Genomic DNA, 18,839 nt, shown 5'->3' with positions numbered 1-18,839 from the left:
TCCCTATTCGGCAGCGGCCTGCGCGGCGACGGGCGCAGCGGAGATGGTCTGTTTCGCGGGCTTGTAGGTGACGTAGAGCGCAAGGCCGGTGAAGACGAAACCGCCGATCACGTTGCCGAGCGTCACCGGGATCTGATTCCACACCCACCAGTCGTAGACGCTGACCTTGGCGCCGAGCAGCATGCCGGTCGGGATCACGAACATATTGACCACGGCGTGCTCGAAGCCGAGCGCGAAGAACAGGAAGATCGGCAGCCATGTCGCTGCGATCTTGCCGACCGTGGAGGTCGAGGTCATCGCCATCACGACGCCGAGGCAGACCAGCCAGTTGCAGAGAATGGCTTTGATAAAGACGCTGACCATGCCGGCGGTGCCAAGTGCCGCATTGCCGACCGTCTTGGCCTCAGCGACCGCGACGATGCGCGCGGCGACGCCGGCGACTTCGACCTTGCCCATGTTGGTGAGCGAGATCGCGATCAGCACGCCAAAGGCGATGCTGCCGAGCAGGTTCGCCAGGAACACCCAGGACCAATTGGCGATCACCGCATTCCAGCTCGCCTTGCCTTCGAGGCGCGCGAGCGGCACCAGCGCAAAACTTCCGGTGACGAGCTCGAGTCCGAGCAGCACGATCATCACGAGGCTGACGGGAAAGATCAGGGCGCCGACCAGCGGCTGGCCGGTGGTCACGGCGCCGGTGAAGGCGAGCGTGGTGGCGGCGCCGAGCAGCGCGCCGGAAATGGCGCCGCGGATCAAGAGATCGCGTGGGGCAAGCGCCAGCTTCTTCAAGCCGGCTTCGATCATCGCGGCAACGACGTCAGAGGGTTTGGCGTAATCCATAGCGAAGCTCCAGCCGCCACGCGCACAGCGTGGTCCCAGCGAGTGAACGGGGTTTGCGTGATCGCTCTGGAGTTCGATGCAACGGCCAAATGCGCAATCGGAACCAACGGAGCGAACCGATCAGCGTCGTTGCTGCGGAAATCCATCTTGGATTTGGGCCAGCGGGCATCTCCGGCTGCTGGCTCAAAATCCCTGATTCAAATTGTGTGCCAACGCAGCATTCACGATAAAATCACGAAAAATCAGATGGTTGTAAATTTCGCAGCGCATCAAATGAATGGCAATCCATGCCTTTTATAAGGGCACAAGCCCAAACGGCGTGCAACGAATCGGGTTGCCTAGTTTTTGATCGGTGCGGTGGGGGATCAGACGGGCCGACGGAAAATCTTGAATGAGGCCAGATAGCCCGCAATGTCCCGGGGGTCGAATTCCGGCCCGTCGAACGCGCCAACCGGGCGGCTTGCCGGACGAGCGGCGACGCCGAGCGCCGCATCATAGAGATCCGGCCTGAACACGGCCATGGCGGCTTTGAGCGCTTCCTCGCTGACCGTGGTCTGCGCCCAGCGTACCATCTGCGAGTAAAGCCACGCGGCCTGGACCGGATCGGGCCGCCCCGCGCCCTCCCGACCGATCAGCAGATAGCGGGCGCTCTCACGGATCGTGCCATCGGGCGAGATCTTAAGCCGCCCATCCAGCGTCCGCTGGATCACCTCGGCTTCGACCCCGATCCGTTCCGGCCGCGCCAGCATGCGCGCGGCCTCGGCGCGATTGCCCGGCTGCTCGATGAACTCGGCGGCGCGGATCGCCGCGCGTGTCAGGCGCACCACCACATCGGGGTTTTTCTCCGCCCAGCCTTGGCGGATCGCAAGAACCTTCTCCGCCGCATGCACCAGGACGTCCGCCGCGAAATGCAGGATGTGGCCGACGCCGCGATCGACGGCGATGGAGTTCCAGGGCGCGCCGACACAGAAGCCGTCGACATGTCCGTTCTCGAGGCTTTCGACCATGAAAGGCGGCGGCAGCACCACGAGCCGCACGTCCTCGTCCGGATCAACGCCGCCCGCCGCCATCCAGAACCGCAGCTGGTAATTGTGGGTGGAGAACGGGAACGTCATGGCGAAGGTCAATGGCTCGGCACCGCTCTCGCGCCTCGCCGCCACGACACGCGCCAGCGCACGCGCCGTCGCCATCGGATCGAAGCGGTCGCCGTCGATTTCGGCCATGATCGCCGCATGCAGCGCCGGCGAGACGGTGATGGCATTGCCATTGATGCCGAGATTGAACGGCGCCACGATCGGCACCTTGACATGGCCGATGCCGAGGCTTGAGGCGATGGCAACCGGTGCCAGAAGATGCGCCGCCTCGAACAGGCCGATATTCAGCTTGTCGCGCACATTGGACCACGACACTTCCCGCACCAGGTTCACGTCAAGACCTTCGGCCTCCGTATATCCCTTGTCGACGGCGATGATCAGGGCCGCGGCATCGACCAGCGGAATGAAGCCGATGTGAAGGGGGGCCGTCATTTCAAGAGCTCCGAAGCGGTCAGGATCGACTGCGCGATCTCGCCGATCTTTTTCTTTTCGCGCATCGCGGTGGAGCGCAGCAAGACGTAGGCTTCCTCCTCGGTCAGCCCCTTCAATTTCATCAGAATTCCCTTGGCGCGATCGATCACCTTGCGCTCTTCCAGCGCCATCTTGGTACGGTCGAGCTCGTCCTGCAGCTTCGCGAAGGCATTGAAGCGGGAGACGCAGAGGTCGAGAATCGACTTGATCCGCTCCTTCTTCAGCCCGTCCACAATATAGGCGGAGACCCCGGCGTCGACGGAGGCCTGGATCGAGGCGGCATCGCTCTGGTCGACGAACATGGCGATCGGCCGGCGCACAGCCCGGCTGACCTGGAACATCTGCTCCAAAATGTCCCGGCTGGGATTTTCGAGGTCGATGACGATGATATCGGGGTCGAGGGCATAGATGCGGGCAAGCAGGCTCTGCATCTCACTGATGCGGACCACACTGCTGTACCCGGCCTCGCGCAGCCCCTCCTCCAGGATGGCGGCGCGGATCGGACTTTCGTCCACAATCACGATTTTGGGCGCCTGCTCGGCTTTGGGCGGCGGCTGTTCGGCGGTCATCGATCACTCGTCTTCCGAACCATCATGCATAGCACGCCAAATTCCACCTTGAAGCCTTGTCTTTGTGCGCTTTTAGGACTAGCTGACGACCAACAATCAGGCAGATTTGGACAATGCAAGAGGCGGCTGCGCCAAGAATAAGCTTTGTTTCGCTTGGATGCCCCAAGGCGCTCGTCGATTCCGAGCGTATCATCACGCGCCTGCGCGCGGAGGGCTATGAGCTTGCCCGCAAGCATGACGGCGCTGACGTCGTGATCGTCAATACCTGCGGGTTCCTCGACAGCGCCAAGCAGGAATCGCTGACCGCCATTGGCGAGGCCATGGCCGAGAACGGCAAGGTCATCGTCACCGGCTGCATGGGTGCCGAACCGGAGCAGATCGAGCAGGCCTATCCCGGTGTGCTGTCGATCACCGGTCCACAACAGTATGAGAGTGTGCTGGAGGCCGTCCATCGCGCGCTGCCGCCTGTCCACAATCCGCATCTCGACCTGGTCCCGCCGCAGGGCATCAAGCTCACGCCGCGGCACTATGCCTATCTGAAGATTTCCGAGGGCTGTAACAACCGCTGCACCTTCTGCATCATCCCGAAGCTGCGCGGTGACCTGGTGTCGCGCCCGGCCAATGACGTGCTGCGCGAGGCGGAGCGGCTGGTCGGCGCCGGCGTCAAGGAGTTGCTCGTCATCTCGCAGGACACCTCTGCCTACGGGGTTGATCTCCGCTATCAGGCGAGCCCCTGGAAGGACCGTGAGGTCCGCGCCAAATTCGTCGACCTCGCAAAGGAGCTCGGCGAGCTCCTTGCCTGGGTCCGGCTGCAATATGTCTATCCCTATCCGCATGTCGACGACGTCATCCCAATGATGACCGAGGGCAAAGTGCTGCCCTATCTCGACATTCCCTTCCAGCATGCCAGTCCCGAGATCCTCAAGGCGATGCGGCGTCCCGCGGCGCAGGACAAGACGTTGGCGCGCATTCAGACCTGGCGCGCGCAATGTCCGGAACTTGCGCTGCGTTCGACCTTCATTGTCGGCTTCCCCGGCGAGACCGAGGCGGACTTCGCCTATCTCATGGATTGGCTAGAGGAGGCCGAGCTCGATCGTGTCGGCTGCTTCAAATATGAGCCGGTCGCGGGCGCGACCTCGAACGCGTTGCCCAATCCAGTGCCAGACGAGGTCAAGCAGGAGCGCTGGAATGCCTTGATGGCGCGCCAGCAGAAGATCTCCGCACGCAGGCTCAAGCGCAAGGTCGGCACACGCCAGCAGGTGATCATCGACGAGGTCGGACCAACTGTCGCAAGAGGACGGTCGAAAGCGGATGCGCCTGAGATCGACGGATCGGTGTACCTCTCGAGCCGCCGCCCCTTGCGCGTCGGGGAGATCGTCACTGCGAAAATCGAACGGTCGGACGAATACGACCTGCACGGCAGCGTTGCGGGGTTCTAATCGGACAAAGAGGAGCTTGGGACAATGCCGAAGCCTCTGAAGGTCAAGATCTTCATGGATGTCAGCGCGAGCGTGGTCGAAGAGCAGGTCAACGCCTGGCTCGCCAAGCTCGATGGCGCAACCATCCTCAAGACGGAAACCGTGGTCACCGCAGTCGCCAGGACGCCGGCCGACGGCGCTTCGCCGTTCATCGTCGTGACCATCTGGTACGAGCTGCCCGCCTCGGATCAGGAGCGGCCCGGCTTCCGAGCTGCTTGACAGCGGCTGCCCTTCGGCTGTATGGCCGACGACATGATTTGTAACCGGACCCCGCGCCGCAACGCCTGCCGTCGTCACCGCCGTGACGATGATCGGTTGCGCCATGTCCGACGCCAGCGCTGAATTAGCTTAATCAGCTCCTAGCTTTCGAGAAGGCCGCAACCGAAAAAGTTGCGGCCTTCTTTGCATTTCTGCCCGCCTCTTCAACCAAGACCTGCAAGGAGAACTCTGCCATGAGCAACGCTGCCTATTGCTTCGACGCATTGATGGACATCACCGCGCGCCCGAAGACGGTGTTCGTGCGCGGCGAAGGCTCCTGGCTGTGGGACGACACCGGCAAGCGCTATCTCGATTTCATCCAGGGCTGGGCGGTGAACTGCCTCGGCCATTCACCGCCCTCGGTGGCGGAGGCGATCGCAACCCAAGCAAAAACGCTGATCACGGCGAGCCCCGCCTATTTCAACGCCGCGAGCCTCGAGCTTGCCACGGCGCTGGTCGAGAACAGCGCGTTCGACCAGGTGTTCTTTGCCAATTCCGGCGCCGAGGCCAATGAGGGCGCGATCAAGCTCGCGCGCAAATATGGCGCGCTCTACAAGAACGGCGCCTTTGAGATCATCACCTTCGAGGGTGGCTTTCATGGTCGGACGCTCGCCACCATGTCCGCCTCGGGCAAGAAGGCCTTCGAGCCGCTGTTCGAGCCCAAGGTCAAGGGTTTCGCCAAAGCGCGCCTCAACGACATCGCCTCCGTGCGCGAATTGATCAGCAAGAACACGGTGGCCGTGATGCTGGAGCCGATCCAGGGCGAGGCCGGCGTGTGGCCCACAACCGATCAATTCCTGCGGGAGTTGCGCGAGCTCACGCAGGCGCACGGCCTGCTTCTGATCTTCGACGAGATCCAGACCGGCATGGGCCGCACGGGAAAGCTCTTCCACTACGAGCATACGGGGATCACGCCCGACATCATGACGCTCGGCAAAGGCATCGGCGGCGGCGCACCGCTGGCGGCACTGCTGGCGACCGAGGAGGCAGCGTGCTTCGAGCATGGCGACCAGGGCGGCACGTTCAACGGCAATTCACTGATGTGTGCGGCGGGGCTCGCGGTGCTTGAGCAGGTGAGCAAGCCGGAGTTTCTGAGGTCGGTTGTCGATAGCGGCCACCTTCTCGAGCGCGAGTTGCAGCGCCTGTCGACACGGCACGGCCTTGGCGAGGTGCGCGGCCGCGGGCTCCTGCTTGCGCTCGACCTGAAACTGCCGATCGGGCCGGCGCTGGTCGCTCAAGCCCTGGACAAGGGCCTCTTGCTCAACTCGCCGCAACCGGATGCGCTGCGCTTCATGCCCGCACTCAATGTCAGTCGCGAGGAGATTGCGCAGATGATCGACCAGATTGATGTGATGCTGACCAAGGCCGGCGCCGCACGGCGGGTGGCGTAGCTCCTCCATCATGGCCGGGCGTGTCCCGGCCATCCAGCCTAGGGCTTCAAAATCGAGGCGCCCGTCGTTGCCCGGCTCTCCAGGTCGACATGCGCCTTCGCGGCATCCTTCAGCGCGTAGGCATGATTGATCGGCACGCGCAGCGTGCCGTTGATGACGGCGGCAAACAGTGTATCGGCGCCCTCCAGCAGTTCCTTGCGGGTGCCGATATAGTCGTTGAGCTTCGGGCGTGTCGCAAACAGCGAACCGTGATTGTTCAATTCGGCAATAGCGAACGGCGGCACCGGGCCCGACGCATTGCCGAAGCTGACGAACAGTCCGCGCGGCTTGAGGCAGGACAGCGAGCCCGGGAAGGTCGCCTTGCCGACCCCGTCATAGACCACGTCGCACAGCTCGTTGCGGCTGATCTGCTTCACGCGCGCGACGAAGTCCTCCTTGTTGTAGAGGATCACATGATCGCAGCCATTGGCGAGCGCGAGCTCGGCCTTCTGCTCGGTACTGACGGTGCCAATCACATGCGCTCCCATCGCGCGGGCCCATTGGCAGGCGAGCAAGCCAACGCCGCCGGCTGCGGCATGAATCAACACGCGATGGTGCGGCTCGACCTTGAAGGCCTTGTGCAGGAGATACCACACCGTCAGCCCCTTGAGCATCAGCACGGCGCCCTGCTCATAGGTGATGTGGTCGGGCAGTTTCACGAGCCGGTCCCAGAGGATGTTGCGCTCGCTCGCATAGGCCCCGAGATTGGCGTAGTAGGCGACGCGATCGCCGGGATGAAAATGCGTTACCCCCGCCCCGACCGCGACCACCTCGCCGGCGGCCTCGTTGCCGGCAATGAACGGCAGGCCAGGTGCCTTGTAGAGTCCGGTACGATAGTAAACGTCGATGAAGTTGAGCCCGACCGCGTGCTGCCGGACGCGCACCTCGCCGGGGGCCGGCGCCGGCACCTCGATGGCCTCATAGACCAGCGCCTCCGGTCCTCCCACCTTGTGCACGCGCACGGCCTTGGTCATTGCCCACCTCCTGACTGATATGCAGGCTCACGAAGCGAAAGCCATCGCGCCCTTAATGTCAACTCGGGGGCTGCGAAAGGCGCCTCACCCACCGGCTTTCCGGTTCTGCCGGGCGAGCACGTTGAAGAACTCAACCGCTGCCGAAAAGGCGATAGCGAAGTAGATGTAGCCGCGCGGGATGTGGAATTTGAAGCCGTCCGCGACCAGCGCGACCCCGATCAGCACCAGGAAGGCTAGCGCCAGCATCTTGGTGGTCGGATGCGCCGCCACAAAGCGCGCCACCGGGCCCGATGAAGCATACATGATGAAACAGGCGATCACGACCGCTGCGATCATAATGGCAAGCTCCTGGGCCATGCCGATGGCGGTGATGATGGAATCGAGCGAGAACACCATGTCGATGACCGTGATCTGCGCGATCGCCAGGAGGAAGGCGCTCGATCCATGATCCTTGCCGTTTGCTCCGGCGGCCAGGCCCTCGACCTCGCCATGGATCTCATGCGTCGCCTTGCCGATCAGAAACAGGCCACCGCCGATCAGGATGATGTCGCGCCAGGAGAAGGCCTGGCCATTAACGGTCAACACTGCCTCGGTCAGGCCAATGAGCCATACCAGGATGCTCAGCAGCACGACGCGAAACACGAGCGCCAGCGCAAGCCCGATCCGGCGCGCACGTGTCGCGTTGGGCTCCGGGATCCGCGAGACGATCACGGAGATGAAAATGACGTTGTCGATACCGAGCACAATTTCGAGCGCGGTCAGCGTCAACAGCGCTGCCCAGGCCTCGGGACTGACGAGCAGCTCGATCATGCCTTGAACGATCTCAGGAGCCGGATTGCGCCGTCGCTCGCCACCACATAGACGGCGATGACGCACATCGCGATCTTGACGCCGACGCCGACGTCGAAATCGCTGAGCAGCGTGTACAAACCGAGCAGGCTCCAGAGCAGGATCAAGCTCAACGTCAGCCGGCGCAGCCGCACTGTGCGCATCGGATGCAGCACATGGAATGGCAGGAAAGTCGCCACGATCAGCATGAACACGCCAAGGGTCGACAGGATCGGTGGCCAATGCAGCATGAACAGATAAAAAGCGGCAAGATTCCACAAGCCGGGGAAGCCACGAAAATGGTTGTCCGCGCCCTTCATGCGGCGGTCGGCGAAATAGAGCGCACCGGTAACCGCGATGCCGGCACCGAGAACCGGCGCGGCCAGTGGCAGCAACAAGCCGCTCGCGGTGATGGCATAGGCCGGCACGAAGACGTAAGTGACGAAATCCACGACGAGGTCGAGCACATCGCCGGACCAGTTCGGCTGCAGCCGCCCGACGTCCAGCCGCCGTGCCATCGGACCGTCCGCCCCATCGATCACAAGGGCGGCGCCGAGCCAGCAGAACATGGCGGCCCAATGCTCGCGCACCGCCTCGAGCAGCGCGAGCAAGGCGACGCCCGCGCCGAGCGCGGTGAACACGTGCACCGAAAATGCTGCAGCGCGCGCACCCGGCGCGGTGTGTGGTGGCTCTGGCTCGCTGATCTGACGCGTCATGGAAGCGGAAGTGCTATCAGGAATCGATGTCATTTGCACATCCACTCTTGCGGCGTTCCGCCGCGTCGCGGGCCGTATTGAGGTGGAACAAGGCCTCGTCTGTCGTCTTTTGCGATCTTGAAAATGTGGCGTGTGAGGTTCAATTGTTCTTTCATGAGTAACGTTTCCTCAAGCTATGATGTCGCTGTGGTCGGCGGCGGCCCGGCCGGCCTTTCCGCGGCCATCGCGCTGGCGCAGGCGGGCAGCCGCACGGTCTTGATCGCGCGCTGCGCTCCTTACGCCGACAACCGCACCACGGCGTTGCTCGGCGGCTCCATCGACTTCCTGGACGAGCTCGCCGTCTGGGCCCCCTGCCGCGACCAGGCCGCGCCGTTGTCCGCAATGCGGCTGGTCGACGATACCGGCCGGCTGATCCGCGCGCCGGAAGTGCGCTTTTCCGCTGATGAAATCGGGCTCGAGGCGTTCGGCTACAATATCCAGAACCGCATTCTTGTCGCAGCGCTCGAGGCGCGGGCGGCAGAAATCCAGAGCCTGACGCGGCTGGACGACGAGGCCGAAACCGTCGTTCCCGGCGATGACGAGGTCACCATCACGACCGCCGGCGGCGCCTCGGTGTCCGCCCGCCTGGTCGTCGGCGCGGACGGTCGGCACTCGCTGTGCCGGGAGGCCGCGGGCATTGCGGTTACGCGGCGCGAGCTGGACCAGGCGGCGTTGACCTTCAACATCGACCATGCCCGGCCGCACCGTAATGTCTCGACCGAGTTTCACACATCGCACGGCCCGTGCGTCTTCGTGCCCCTGCCCGGCAATCGCTGCAGCGTGGTGTGGGTTGCGGCGCCCAAGGAAGCCGAACGGCTGCGCGCGCTCTCCGACGAGGAGTTGTCGGAGGTGGCCGAGAAGCAGTCGCATTTCATCTTCGGCCGCGTCCGGGTCGAGCCGGGACGCTACGTATTTCCGTTGGCAATCGAGCGGCCGCAGCGCTTTGCGGCAAGGCGCGTAGTGCTGGTCGGCGAAGCCGCCCATGTCGTTCCCCCGATCGGTGCGCAAGGCCTCAACCTCGGCCTGCGGGATGCCGACGACATCGCCGAACTCGTGCGCGAGGCGCTCGCAAACGGCGAAGATCCCGGCGGCTCGCGCGTGCTGCAACGCTATGATTTCGCGCGGCGCGCCGATGTGTTGAGCCGCACCTTCGTGATCGACGCCGCCAACCGCTCGCTGCTCAGTGACTTGCTTCCCATGCAGTCGCTGCGCGCGGCCGGCTTGCATCTGATCGGCTCGATCGGGCCGCTGCGGCGGCTTGCGATGCGCGAGGGCCTCGCGCCGTCCTGGCGCGCGCGCTCAAGACCGCATGTGCTTAAGGAAACGTCAGCCGGCCGCTCCGGATGAGCCACATCGCGCTGGCGAGCGTGACGACCGAGGCAAACGCTCCGATCGCCACGGCGACAGAGGCCTGCTCGACCCAGGCCTCGTTCTGACTTGTGATTACGAACACATTCAGCGCCGCCCGTGGCGAGGCCATCGGCACGACGCAGCCCACCAAACGCGCCCAGCCAGGAACGCGAGAACGAAAGCCGCCACGGTTCCGAGCGTGGTTGCGATCGGCAACGACGGGTTGTTGAGCTCGCTCAACGGGGTTTTCGAGGTGATGACGAACAAAGCGCCGGTAACGATACATGGAGAAGGAAAAAGTTCACCCCGGAGAGCCCGGCCTCGGGAAGTCCTTTGGACTTGCCGCAGGCAAAACCAATGAAAATCAGGCAGAAATACAGAACGCCCAGGTTGAGAATTTTACTTGTTTCGGGAGGTTTTTGGCCCGAGGCGACGCCAGCGGGCGCTTCACAAGGTTAATTCGCTGGTCGGGCACTAGCGTCGCCGGCCGTCATGGTCTATCGACAAGAGATGATCAAAGCGCGAACCGCCAAGTTCCAGATCGGCCAGATCGTGCGCCACCGGATATTCTCCTTCCGGGGGGTAATTTTCGACATCGATCCGGAGTTCAACAACACCGAGGAGTGGTGGCTGTCGATCCCCGAAGCGGTGCGGCCGCACAAGGACCAGCCGTTCTATCATCTGCTCGCGGAGAATTCGGACTCCGAATACGTGGCCTATGTGTCCGAGCAGAACCTCTTGCCCGATAATTCCGACGAGCCGATCCGTCATTCGCAGGTCGCTGAAATCTTCATCAAGGACAAGGCGGGCGGCTATCGTCCCCGCAACCCGATGTTGAACTAGCGCCGCCTTTCTACCGCCGTTCTTGAGACAACCTTCCAAACAGTCCAAACTTCCCAACAGCCCAGAGAAAAAGGCGCTCCTTGAAGAGCGCCTTTTTGCTTGTCCTGTTCGGCTGTTACTTCGGTGCCGCAGCGGACGTCGGCGCGCCGCCGCCGGCCTTTTGCGCATCTTCAAGCTTCTTACGCTGCTCCTCGGCGCGCTTCTGCAGCTCTTCCTGCAGCTTCTTCTGGGTCTCCTCGAACACCTTCGGATCGGTCGGCGGACCGTCATAGGCCTTGCCGAACTCGGCAAGCGGCAGCGGCAGCGTCAGCGGCGCTCCGTTGGCGTTGATGGCCTGCACCACCAGGTTCTGGCCCTTCTTCATGCTGTCGATCAGCTGCGGGGTCGCCTCATAGTCGGACATGCAGCCGTTGGCGAAGCAGATCACATAGGGGCTCTGCTGCGGCGGATTGTTGTCGACGATGATACGGGTGCCGTGCACGAGTTGCATGCCGAGCGGGAGCGTCACGCGGAGTATTTTCTTCGGCTCGCCTTCCGGCTCGATGATGACGGCCGCGATCACCGGCTGGCCGGACTCGATGCGTCCGTCCTTGCCCGTGAAGCAAACCTGCTTGGCGTTGGCGTCCTGGCCCTTGAGGCAGAACTTGGTCCACGGCGCATAGATCAGCTGGATCTGCTGGTCGGCCTGCGGCTGCTGGCCGGGCTGCCCTGGGGCCCCCGGCTGCTGCTGAGCCTGGGCGCCGGGCGCCGGCTGGGCAGCAGGGGCCTGAGCGGCAGGCGCCGGGGCCTTGGGGGCAGCCTTCGGGGCAGCCTTGGCCTTGGGGGCGGCGGGCGCCGCCGGCGCGGTTTGAGCCTGAGCACTGGAAGCGAAGGGAACGGAGAGCGCTGTTGCCGCCAACAAGGCGAGAAAGCGCCCGCGCGGTCCGACCGACGCGGCCAAAATGCGGAAATTCATTGCGGAAAACCCTTTCTGAACGGGAGCGCTGAAACCGCCGGAGGCGCTGGCACCTCGCCGTCTCGCGCGGCGTGTCTCCTAGTGAATTGAGGCGGATACGTGACAGCTCAGCAGCCATTCTCAATCGCCCGCCTTCATACAGGGGCGAACAGAAAGATCAATGCCGACAAGCACCCTTGATGGCTGTATTCCGACTGGCGTCGCGCCCCTATGGTAGGGGTGAGCACCGATCATTTGCGAATCAAAAGCGCCTGTTCCCGTGTTACCCTTTGGACCTAAGCGCGTAAGCGCTTTCGTGCTTCCGATCTGCCTTCAGCTTGGGCTTGCCGGCATCGGGCTCGCAAGCAACACACAACCATGTTCGGCGGCGGAGAGCTACGCCATCGCCATGCACGGCGCACCGGCACTGTCGTCCGATTTTGCCAATATGCCTTACGTCAATCCTGACGCGCCCAAGGGCGGGCGGCTGACCTGGGCCCTGCTGGGTACCTTCGACAGCCTTAATCCCCTGATCGTCAAGGGACTCGCCGTCCAGCAGATCAGGGGCTATGTCGTCGAAAGCCTGATGGCGCGCGGCAATGACGAGGCCTTCACGCTCTACGGCCTGCTCGCGAAGACGGTCGAGACCGATGACGCCCGCGACTTCGTCACCTTCCGCATCGATCCAAGGGCGCGCTTCTCCGATGGCAAGCCGGTGACCGCGGACGACGTGCTGTTCTCCTGGGCGCTGCTGCGCGACCACGGCCGCCCCAATCTCCGTCAATATTACAGCAAGGTGACCAAGGCCGAGGCGCCCGATGCGCTCACCGTGCGCTTCGATCTCGCCGGCGCCAACGACCGCGAGCTGCCGCTCATTCTCGGCCTGATGCCGATCCTGCCGCGCCATGCGACCGATGCCGCGACCTTCGAGGAAACCACGCTGAGGGGGCCGGTCGGCTCCGGACCATACCGCGTCGCCGCGGTGAAGCCCGGCGTATCCGTGACACTCGCCCGCGATCCCGATTACTGGGGCCGCGATCTGCCCGTCAATCGCGGGCTCTACAATTTCGACGAGATCAAAATCGACTTCTATCGCGAGTCCAATGGACAGTTCGAAGCCTTCAAGCGCGGCCTCTACGATTTTCGCGTCGAAACCGAGCCGTTGCGCTGGCACGACGGTTACGATTTTCCCGCAGCCAGGAGCGGCGAGCTGATCCGCGACACCATCAGGACCGGCCTGCCCGACCCATCGGAATTCCTGGTGTTCAACACCCGCCGTCCGGTCTTTACGGATGTGCGGGTGCGCCGCGCGCTGACGCTCCTGTTCGATTTCGAATGGATCAACCGCAACTATTTCTTCGGGCTTTATGCGCGCAGCGCCGGCTTCTTTGCCGGCTCGGAGCTGTCGGCCTATGCGCGACCGGCGGATGCCCGCGAGCGGGAGCTCCTGAAGCCCTTCGCTGCCGACATCGCGCCCGACATTCTCGACGGCAGCTACCGCCTGCCCGTCACCGATGGCTCCGGCCGCGACCGCGACAGCCTGCGCACAGCGCTCAAGCTGTTCTCGGAGGCCGGCTTCGAGCTCGACGGCACGGTGCTGCGGCAGCGCACGACCAGGACGCCGCTCAGCTTCGAGATGCTGGTGTCGACCCGCGACCAGGAACGGATTGCGCTCGCCTATGCGGGCAATGTGAAGCGCGCCGGGATCGAGGCAAGGGTGCGCGTGGTCGATCCGGTACAGTTCGACCAGCGCCGGCTCGATTTTGACTTCGACATGATCCAGAACCGCTGGGACCAGTCGCTGTCGCCGGGCAACGAGCAGTCGTTCTACTGGGGCAGCGAGGCGGCCGGCATCAAGGGCACCCGCAACTACATGGGGGCCAGGAGTCCCGCGATCGATGCCATGATCGAGGCGCTGCTCGCCGCCCGCGGACACGATGCCTTCGTCTCGGCGGTGCGGGCGCTCGACCGCGCGCTGATGTCGGGCTTTTACGCAATTCCGGTGCTCAACGCCGCGGAGCAATGGATTGCGCGCTGGAATCGGGTACAACAGCCAGCGGTCACCGCCTTGACCGGCTATCTCCCCGAGACGTGGTGGCAGGCACAAGATTCTCGCGCACGCAGCTATAATCAGGGGGCGAATCAAGGCCCGAACGCGATCGCGAAATGATCGACCCGGCGGGATCATCCAAGAAATTCAAGTGAATCGGATCACGTGAATCAGATCAGCGCTTCCCCTACCCTCGACTCCCTGTTCCAGCGCATCCTGGCGCGCAGACCGGACGCGCTTGCGCTGGTCGATCCGCCCAATAAGCAGCGCATCACCGGCCAGGTTCCACGACAGCTGACTTACGCCGAGGCTGATCGCGCGATCTCGGCTCTCGCGGCGCATTTTACCGAGTCCGGCCTGCCCAGCCATTCGGTGATCGCGCTGCAGCTGCCGAACACCATCGAGTTCATGCTGACGGTGCTCGCCGCGCACCGCGCCGGCCTCGTGGTGGCGGTACTTCCGCAACTCTGGCGCCAGGCGGAGCTTGTGTCCGCACTCAACCGCACCAGCGCGCGCGCAATCGTGACCACGGGCAAGATCGACGGCGTGCTGCATTCGGATCTCGCCATGAATGCCGCCGCGGAGGTGTTCTCGATCCGCCATGTCGCGGGCTTCGGCAGCGATTTGCCCGAAGGCATGGCTTCCCTCGACCAGGCGATGGCCAGAGACGCCCAGCCGACGCGCCACGTCATCCAGGACGGCCGCAAGGCAGCTGTGATTTCCTTCGACGTGACCGCCGATGGCTTCCGCGCCGTGCCGCGTCCGCATCTCAGCCTGATCGCGGGCGGGCTCGCCATCTCGCTCGAAGCCGACATACCGCAGGGCGGGACCATCATGTCCGCGTTTGCGCCGGGCTCCTTTGCGGGCCTATCCGCGTCGCTGGTGATCTGGCTGCTGTCGGGCGGAACCCTGGTGCTGCACCATCCCTTCGACGAGGAACTCCTGGAGCGCGAGGTCGCGAGCCGGCACTGCGATACGCTGATTGCCCCGGCGCAGCTCGCGCTGCGCATGGACGAACTCGATCTAGCCGCACGGTTTCCGGACCTGCGCAACGTCGTCGGCCTGTGGCGCGCCCCGGAGCAGGTGGTCTCCAGCCCCTCCTGGACGGCGCGCCATATCGCGCTGACCGACCTCTATTTGTTCGGCGAGGCCGGTCTGTTCGGTGCGCGCCGTGGCGAGGACGGGGCGCCCGCCGTGGTCAGGCCCGGGCCGCACGGCGCGCGCCGCGAGATGGCGGGCGCGTCGATTTCGGGCGAGATCCTACTGACGCCGAAGGGAACGCTCGGGCTGCGCGGACCCATGGTCTCGGTCGCGGCCTATGCGCCGCCTGTTCCGCCTAGCGACTCCCTGATCCCGCAACCGCCGCGCGACTATGTCGACACCGAATATGCCGCGCGGATCGACCGGCAGACCGGCGCGATCAACGTCACCGCACCGCCCTCAGGGATCATGACGGTCGGCGGCTACCGCTTCCTGGCTCAGGACCTGCAGGAATGGTCGAAGCGGCTCGGGCAAGGCGCGCTACTTACCGCGCTACCCGACCGTCTGAGCGGTCACCGGCTCGCAGGCCGCGCCCAGGATAACGCCCGCGCTCGCGAGGCACTCGCCGAACTCGGCCTCAACCCGTTGATGGTTGAGGCCTTTCGCGATCGGTCGGCCTCGGCCTGAGAGACACCGAGGGATACCGTAGGATCGTGTGCGGCTTCGTTGACACCGCGTTAACGCCGGCGAACTACGCTTTCGCGCACCACAGCGTGCCAGTTCCGAGTTTGCCTGCCGATGTCCCAAGGTCCGATCCTGATCGTATCGAATGCGGGGCGACCGATGTTCGCCCGCGCGCTCGACGAGGCGCGGCTGTTCCCACTGATCGACGCCAGTTTTACCGAGGCCACGGACGCGGTGCGTACGATGCAGCCCGTGGCGGTGCTGGTCGCGGCCACCGGACTGCCGCAGACCGATCTCGCCGCGCTTGCCCGCCAGGTCGAGGCGCGCAAGCCTTACGTTCCCCTGCTTGCGATCGATCCCTCGGGCCCGCCGCCCCCCAACGCGCTGCCGCTCTGGCACTCCGTGGCCAACTCCGATCGCCTCGTCGCGCGCCTGCGCACGGCGTTGCGGGTGCGCGCCTTGCATACGACTGTCTTGCGCCGGCTCGCCAACGACGCCGCGCGGAACATCCTGCCGGAGACCGACCCCGCGAGTGACGCGACGGCGCTCCTGATCGGTCGGGGCGGCAACTACCCGGCACTTTCAGTCGCGCTCGGCGAGCGCATGGGCGTGGTCGGCGCGCTCTCGATCGAGGCGGCCGCCAATCATCTCAACAACCGCGACATCGACGGCATCGTGCTCGGCGAAGGCTTTACGCCGCGCGTGGTCGATGCCTTTCTCACCGTGATGTCGGAGGATGCCCGCTTCCGCACCCTGCCTGTTACGGTGACCTCGGGACGGCAGGCGCGCTCCTACGAGCTGTCCAATCTCGAGACCATCTCAGGTAACCCTGCCGACATCGCCGCATCCGCGCTGCCCCTGATCCGCCAGCGCGCATTCGAAGCACAGCTGAGTCGCGCCCTGCAGGCGCTCGATGCCGGCGGCCTGCTCGACCCGCAGACGGGACTGTTGACCAGCACCGCTTTCGCCCGAGATTTTTCCAAAGCCGTGGAGCAGACGCTCAGCGAAGGCGGCGGCCTGTCGGTGGCACGGTTTGCCTTCGATCGCGGACATCAGCGCGCGCAGCTCGACGGCGCCCGCATTATCAGCCGCCTCAAGCGCCGCACCGATTTCGGCGCGGCGCACCATGACGGTTCGGTGCTCGTCGTCTTCGGCGATACCGACTTGCGTGATGCGCATGCCATCGCACGACGGCTTTCCAGCGTCATGCGCCACACCTCGCACGGTCGCCGTGCCCGTTCGGACGCGGTGGTGACGGTGGCGACGCTGCTGCCGACCGACACGCCGAAGTCGCTGCTGGCGCGGCTCTACGCAGACTCGCAGCGGGCTGTAGGGTAGCGACAAACCTTCCGGAGGTTCGTCTTTGCGAAACGACGAAGCGACCCAAATTTTCGCCGCGACTTCAGTCGAGCAAGAAGAATGCCCGCAGAACGCGACGTCCTGCGGGCAAGTTATGGTCAAAAAGCTCATCGCGCCCTTGCAGACGAAATGAGCAATTCAAGACCTATTCGCGCGACAGCCATTGGGCAACCGGGTTGCTGCGGACATAATGCCGCAACTTGCGTTCCCTGCAGCAGCTTGGCGCGGACGGAGAAACAAGTTCTCCGATAATAGGCGTTGACTAGATATAGGGATGCTTGCGCGACAGCTCCCGGTCGACAAAGCCCCGTTCGTCCAGCCATTGATGCGGGCAAAAATTCCAGGAGCCGGGGTCAACTGCGAGCTTCTCTCGGCGGATGGCCTCGCGTGTTCCCACTCGTCCGGTCCAGATCATGTCGCCGGTTACAGCGTCAAAGCGCATGGCGTCGAAGACTTCGGTGTCGTTGGTGATTTCGATGCTGTCGGTCATCGCAGCTCCGTTGCAAATCACTGCTCTGCAATCAGGTTGCCTCGCAATTCGACGACGGTCCACCCGTGATCACTACGGATACGAAGACACGGATCGAGTGTTGCGTCCGCGACACGCAAAGTTCCAAGCGCGCGTATTAATGTCCGCCTGTCGCACTCATGGAACCATCGTGGGCACAAGCGATATCAAGGGAGATTCGGAATGCGTCGTCGTATCCGCATACTTTCCGCCGTCGCCGGCATCGCCGCAACATCTGGCGTCACCGCGCCGGCGCAAGCCGCCAGCTATTGCGTGATCCGCTGGGAGAACACCGGTATCTGCCAGATATGGAACGAAGACCTGACGCACAAGCCTTTGGAATGGCCGTCGCACTACAAGGTGGTGAGCAAGCCGTTCCCGACATTTTCGGACGCGATGGCCCTGCAGCTCAAGATGCGAGAGCAGCGAAGTTGTACCCTCTAAGCACGATTGCAATTTCGTGCGGGCGGATGCCGTTGCACTCGTCCGCCTGACGGGATGCAAGCGGCGAGATGATGTCGCTCAAGCGAGGTGATTTCGCGTAAGGAAGCCATCGATAACGGCGTTCACCGGCTCCGGGTTTGTCATGTTGACCGAGTGGCCGCCTGGAATCACCGTCATTTCCGCGTTGGGAATCGCCTCCTTCATGGCTTGCGCCCGGGCCAGCGGAATTGCAGCATCGGCATCGCCATGGATGACCAGACTGGGAACGCGGATTGCGGATATCCGGTCGGTGATATCGTCCCTGCGCGCCAGCGCGTTGAAAGCGCTCACGAGATTGGGCGGGGTCATGGCACGCCACTTTTCCCTCCACACTGCTGCGCCCTGCCAGTCCGGACCGAAGAGGATGTGCTCGACCGTCGTGGCTATCCTGTCCGGCATATTGCCTGCGATCCATCCGTCCAGGAGACCGCGATAGCCCGCGAGCGTTGCCGGATCATGTACCCCCGCCTGCGTTGCAATCAACACCAGGGCACGGACGCGTTCCGGATGCAGCAATGCGCATCTCATGCCCGCAAAGGAGCCCTGAGACACCCCCACGAGAATGGCGCTCTCGATCTCGAGCAACGAGAGGAGCGCGGACAAATCGTTTGCGCTGTCGTAATAGGAAAAGTCCTGCGAGGTGTCGGTGGCGGTCTTGCCATGCGCGCGCTGGTCCCAGACGATACAGCGGTACTTGTCCTTGAGCGCGGCGAGTTGGGGGAGGAACATTGTCCGGTCAAGCAGCAAACCATGCGAAAAGACAATCGCCGAACCGGACCCGCCGATGTCCTCGTAGTAAAGCCGTTGGCCGTTAACATGGGCGACGGGCACGTCTCTCTCCTGTCTGCCAGCATCGTCCCCTCACCATGCGGCACCGGTCCGGCTATGACGATCGAAATCGCGTTACAGCGGTAGCAGAGCAACTCAGGTCCCAAGAAAACCCACGCGACGCA

Annotated in this window: 19 protein-coding genes and 1 pseudogene; 9 read left to right on the top strand and 11 right to left on the bottom strand. The window is 63.8% G+C overall.

What is annotated here, in order from left to right:
• Window positions 1-3: 3 nt before the first annotated feature.
• The 3 genes from A3AI_RS0131660 to A3AI_RS0131645 all read right to left on the bottom strand — a co-directional run bounded on the left by A3AI_RS0131660 (window position 4) and on the right by A3AI_RS0131645 (window position 2,971).
• Complete coding sequence (locus A3AI_RS0131660) at window positions 4-837, bottom strand: formate/nitrite transporter family protein (RefSeq protein WP_024519425.1); 834 nt, start codon at window positions 835-837, stop codon at window positions 4-6.
• A 365-nt stretch (window positions 838-1,202) separates the two neighbouring features.
• Window positions 1,203-2,363, bottom strand: a complete 1,161-nt coding sequence (locus A3AI_RS0131650; RefSeq protein ID WP_024519424.1) for a CmpA/NrtA family ABC transporter substrate-binding protein — start codon at window positions 2,361-2,363, stop codon at window positions 1,203-1,205.
• The gene (locus tag A3AI_RS0131645) at window positions 2,360-2,971 is read right to left on the bottom strand and encodes an ANTAR domain-containing response regulator (protein ID WP_024519423.1); all 612 of its coding nucleotides are present in this window, start codon (window positions 2,969-2,971) and stop codon (window positions 2,360-2,362) included. Before A3AI_RS0131645 ends, A3AI_RS0131650 begins: the two co-directional genes overlap by 4 nt.
• Window positions 2,972-3,084: 113 nt before the next feature.
• Here A3AI_RS0131645 and rimO point away from each other — a divergent pair, with 113 nt between their 5' ends.
• From rimO to A3AI_RS0131630, 3 genes are all read left to right on the top strand, one after another.
• Window positions 3,085-4,410 carry a 30S ribosomal protein S12 methylthiotransferase RimO gene (rimO, locus tag A3AI_RS0131640; protein WP_024519422.1) on the top strand — a complete coding sequence of 442 codons (1,326 nt, stop codon included), beginning with the start codon at window positions 3,085-3,087 and terminating at the stop codon, window positions 4,408-4,410.
• Between the two features lie 24 nt (window positions 4,411-4,434).
• Window positions 4,435-4,668 carry a hypothetical protein gene (locus tag A3AI_RS0131635; protein ID WP_024519421.1) on the top strand — a complete coding sequence of 78 codons (234 nt, stop codon included), beginning with the start codon at window positions 4,435-4,437 and terminating at the stop codon, window positions 4,666-4,668.
• A 233-nt stretch (window positions 4,669-4,901) separates the two neighbouring features.
• Window positions 4,902-6,098 carry an acetylornithine transaminase gene (locus A3AI_RS0131630; protein WP_024519420.1) on the top strand — a complete coding sequence of 399 codons (1,197 nt, stop codon included), beginning with the start codon at window positions 4,902-4,904 and terminating at the stop codon, window positions 6,096-6,098.
• 38 nt (window positions 6,099-6,136) lie between these two features.
• Here the strand turns inward: A3AI_RS0131630 and A3AI_RS0131625 are convergent, their stop codons facing one another.
• From A3AI_RS0131625 to pcsA, 3 genes are all read right to left on the bottom strand, one after another.
• Window positions 6,137-7,111, bottom strand: coding sequence for a quinone oxidoreductase family protein (locus A3AI_RS0131625; RefSeq protein WP_024519419.1), 975 nt, complete (start codon window positions 7,109-7,111; stop codon window positions 6,137-6,139).
• A gap of 84 nt (window positions 7,112-7,195) precedes the next feature.
• Entirely contained in the window at window positions 7,196-7,921 is a 726-nt protein-coding gene (locus tag A3AI_RS0131620; RefSeq protein WP_024519418.1) for a TerC family protein, read from the bottom strand.
• Complete coding sequence (pcsA, locus tag A3AI_RS0131615; protein WP_024519417.1) at window positions 7,918-8,655, bottom strand: phosphatidylcholine synthase; 738 nt, start codon at window positions 8,653-8,655, stop codon at window positions 7,918-7,920. The genes A3AI_RS0131620 and pcsA overlap by 4 nt, the downstream gene beginning before the upstream one ends.
• A gap of 153 nt (window positions 8,656-8,808) precedes the next feature.
• Between pcsA and A3AI_RS0131610 the strand changes: the two genes are divergently transcribed.
• Window positions 8,809-10,041, top strand: coding sequence for a UbiH/UbiF family hydroxylase (locus A3AI_RS0131610; RefSeq protein WP_024519416.1), 1,233 nt, complete (start codon window positions 8,809-8,811; stop codon window positions 10,039-10,041).
• Here A3AI_RS0131610 and A3AI_RS50340 read toward each other — a convergent pair.
• Together A3AI_RS50340 and A3AI_RS50335 are read right to left on the bottom strand one after the other, a co-directional pair.
• Window positions 10,010-10,192, bottom strand: coding sequence for a hypothetical protein (locus A3AI_RS50340; protein ID WP_036050186.1), 183 nt, complete (start codon window positions 10,190-10,192; stop codon window positions 10,010-10,012). The genes A3AI_RS0131610 and A3AI_RS50340 overlap by 32 nt on opposite strands.
• 2 nt (window positions 10,193-10,194) lie before the next feature.
• Window positions 10,195-10,442, bottom strand: a pseudogene (locus A3AI_RS50335) (AEC family transporter); the annotation flags it as partial.
• 112 nt (window positions 10,443-10,554) lie between these two features.
• On the opposite strand from A3AI_RS50335, the gene hspQ reads away from it, so the two are divergent.
• Window positions 10,555-10,887, top strand: coding sequence for a heat shock protein HspQ (gene hspQ / locus A3AI_RS0131600; RefSeq protein ID WP_024519415.1), 333 nt, complete (start codon window positions 10,555-10,557; stop codon window positions 10,885-10,887).
• Between the two features lie 115 nt (window positions 10,888-11,002).
• On the opposite strand, the gene A3AI_RS0131595 is transcribed toward hspQ, so the two are convergent.
• On the bottom strand, window positions 11,003-11,842 hold the full coding sequence (locus A3AI_RS0131595; protein WP_024519414.1) for an invasion associated locus B family protein: 840 nt from the start codon (window positions 11,840-11,842) through the stop codon (window positions 11,003-11,005).
• 304 nt (window positions 11,843-12,146) lie between these two features.
• Between A3AI_RS0131595 and A3AI_RS0131590 the strand changes: the two genes are divergently transcribed.
• The 3 genes from A3AI_RS0131590 (at window position 12,147) to A3AI_RS0131580 (ending at window position 16,874) form a co-directional block, all read left to right on the top strand.
• The gene (locus A3AI_RS0131590) at window positions 12,147-13,991 is read left to right on the top strand and encodes an extracellular solute-binding protein (protein WP_051382552.1); all 1,845 of its coding nucleotides are present in this window, start codon (window positions 12,147-12,149) and stop codon (window positions 13,989-13,991) included.
• A gap of 45 nt (window positions 13,992-14,036) precedes the next feature.
• Window positions 14,037-15,539, top strand: a complete 1,503-nt coding sequence (locus tag A3AI_RS0131585) for a class I adenylate-forming enzyme family protein (protein ID WP_024519412.1) — start codon at window positions 14,037-14,039, stop codon at window positions 15,537-15,539.
• A gap of 111 nt (window positions 15,540-15,650) precedes the next feature.
• Window positions 15,651-16,874: a PleD family two-component system response regulator gene (locus A3AI_RS0131580; protein ID WP_024519411.1), complete on the top strand. Its 1,224-nt coding sequence runs from the start codon at window positions 15,651-15,653 to the stop codon at window positions 16,872-16,874.
• A 283-nt stretch (window positions 16,875-17,157) separates the two neighbouring features.
• On the opposite strand, the gene A3AI_RS43735 is transcribed toward A3AI_RS0131580, so the two are convergent.
• Window positions 17,158-17,385 carry a hypothetical protein gene (locus A3AI_RS43735; protein ID WP_084801084.1) on the bottom strand — a complete coding sequence of 76 codons (228 nt, stop codon included), beginning with the start codon at window positions 17,383-17,385 and terminating at the stop codon, window positions 17,158-17,160.
• A 201-nt stretch (window positions 17,386-17,586) separates the two neighbouring features.
• Between A3AI_RS43735 and A3AI_RS0131570 the strand changes: the two genes are divergently transcribed.
• A complete protein-coding gene (locus A3AI_RS0131570; RefSeq protein ID WP_024519410.1) occupies window positions 17,587-17,847 on the top strand; it encodes a hypothetical protein in 261 nt (86 codons plus the stop codon).
• 78 nt (window positions 17,848-17,925) lie between these two features.
• Here the strand turns inward: A3AI_RS0131570 and A3AI_RS0131565 are convergent, their stop codons facing one another.
• The gene (locus A3AI_RS0131565; RefSeq protein WP_024519409.1) at window positions 17,926-18,717 is read right to left on the bottom strand and encodes an alpha/beta fold hydrolase; all 792 of its coding nucleotides are present in this window, start codon (window positions 18,715-18,717) and stop codon (window positions 17,926-17,928) included.
• Window positions 18,718-18,839: the final 122 nt, after the last annotated feature.

Origin of the sequence: Bradyrhizobium sp. Tv2a-2 (assembly GCF_000472425.1) — a bacterium.
In the GTDB taxonomy this organism is placed as follows: Bacteria; Pseudomonadota; Alphaproteobacteria; order Rhizobiales; family Xanthobacteraceae; genus Bradyrhizobium.
The sequence above is the reverse complement of the archived record's forward strand: the minus strand, read 5'-3'. Positions and strand labels throughout refer to the sequence as shown.

Coding starts and splice junctions, on each gene's coding strand:
- A3AI_RS43735 (WP_084801084.1), bottom strand. CDS start 17,385: ATGACCGACAGCATCGAAATCACCAACGACACCGAAGTCTTCGACGCC.
- A3AI_RS0131645 (WP_024519423.1), bottom strand. CDS start 2,971: ATGACCGCCGAACAGCCGCCGCCCAAAGCCGAGCAGGCGCCCAAAATC.
- A3AI_RS0131660 (WP_024519425.1), bottom strand. CDS start 837: ATGGATTACGCCAAACCCTCTGACGTCGTTGCCGCGATGATCGAAGCC.
- A3AI_RS0131595 (WP_024519414.1), bottom strand. CDS start 11,842: ATGAATTTCCGCATTTTGGCCGCGTCGGTCGGACCGCGCGGGCGCTTT.
- A3AI_RS0131570 (WP_024519410.1), top strand. CDS start 17,587: ATGCGTCGTCGTATCCGCATACTTTCCGCCGTCGCCGGCATCGCCGCA.
- A3AI_RS0131580 (WP_024519411.1), top strand. CDS start 15,651: ATGTCCCAAGGTCCGATCCTGATCGTATCGAATGCGGGGCGACCGATG.
- A3AI_RS0131625 (WP_024519419.1), bottom strand. CDS start 7,111: ATGACCAAGGCCGTGCGCGTGCACAAGGTGGGAGGACCGGAGGCGCTG.
- pcsA (WP_024519417.1), bottom strand. CDS start 8,655: ATGACGCGTCAGATCAGCGAGCCAGAGCCACCACACACCGCGCCGGGT.
- A3AI_RS0131610 (WP_024519416.1), top strand. CDS start 8,809: ATGAGTAACGTTTCCTCAAGCTATGATGTCGCTGTGGTCGGCGGCGGC.
- A3AI_RS0131620 (WP_024519418.1), bottom strand. CDS start 7,921: ATGATCGAGCTGCTCGTCAGTCCCGAGGCCTGGGCAGCGCTGTTGACG.
- rimO (WP_024519422.1), top strand. CDS start 3,085: ATGCAAGAGGCGGCTGCGCCAAGAATAAGCTTTGTTTCGCTTGGATGC.
- hspQ (WP_024519415.1), top strand. CDS start 10,555: ATGATCAAAGCGCGAACCGCCAAGTTCCAGATCGGCCAGATCGTGCGC.
- A3AI_RS0131650 (WP_024519424.1), bottom strand. CDS start 2,363: ATGACGGCCCCCCTTCACATCGGCTTCATTCCGCTGGTCGATGCCGCG.
- A3AI_RS0131635 (WP_024519421.1), top strand. CDS start 4,435: ATGCCGAAGCCTCTGAAGGTCAAGATCTTCATGGATGTCAGCGCGAGC.
- A3AI_RS0131630 (WP_024519420.1), top strand. CDS start 4,902: ATGAGCAACGCTGCCTATTGCTTCGACGCATTGATGGACATCACCGCG.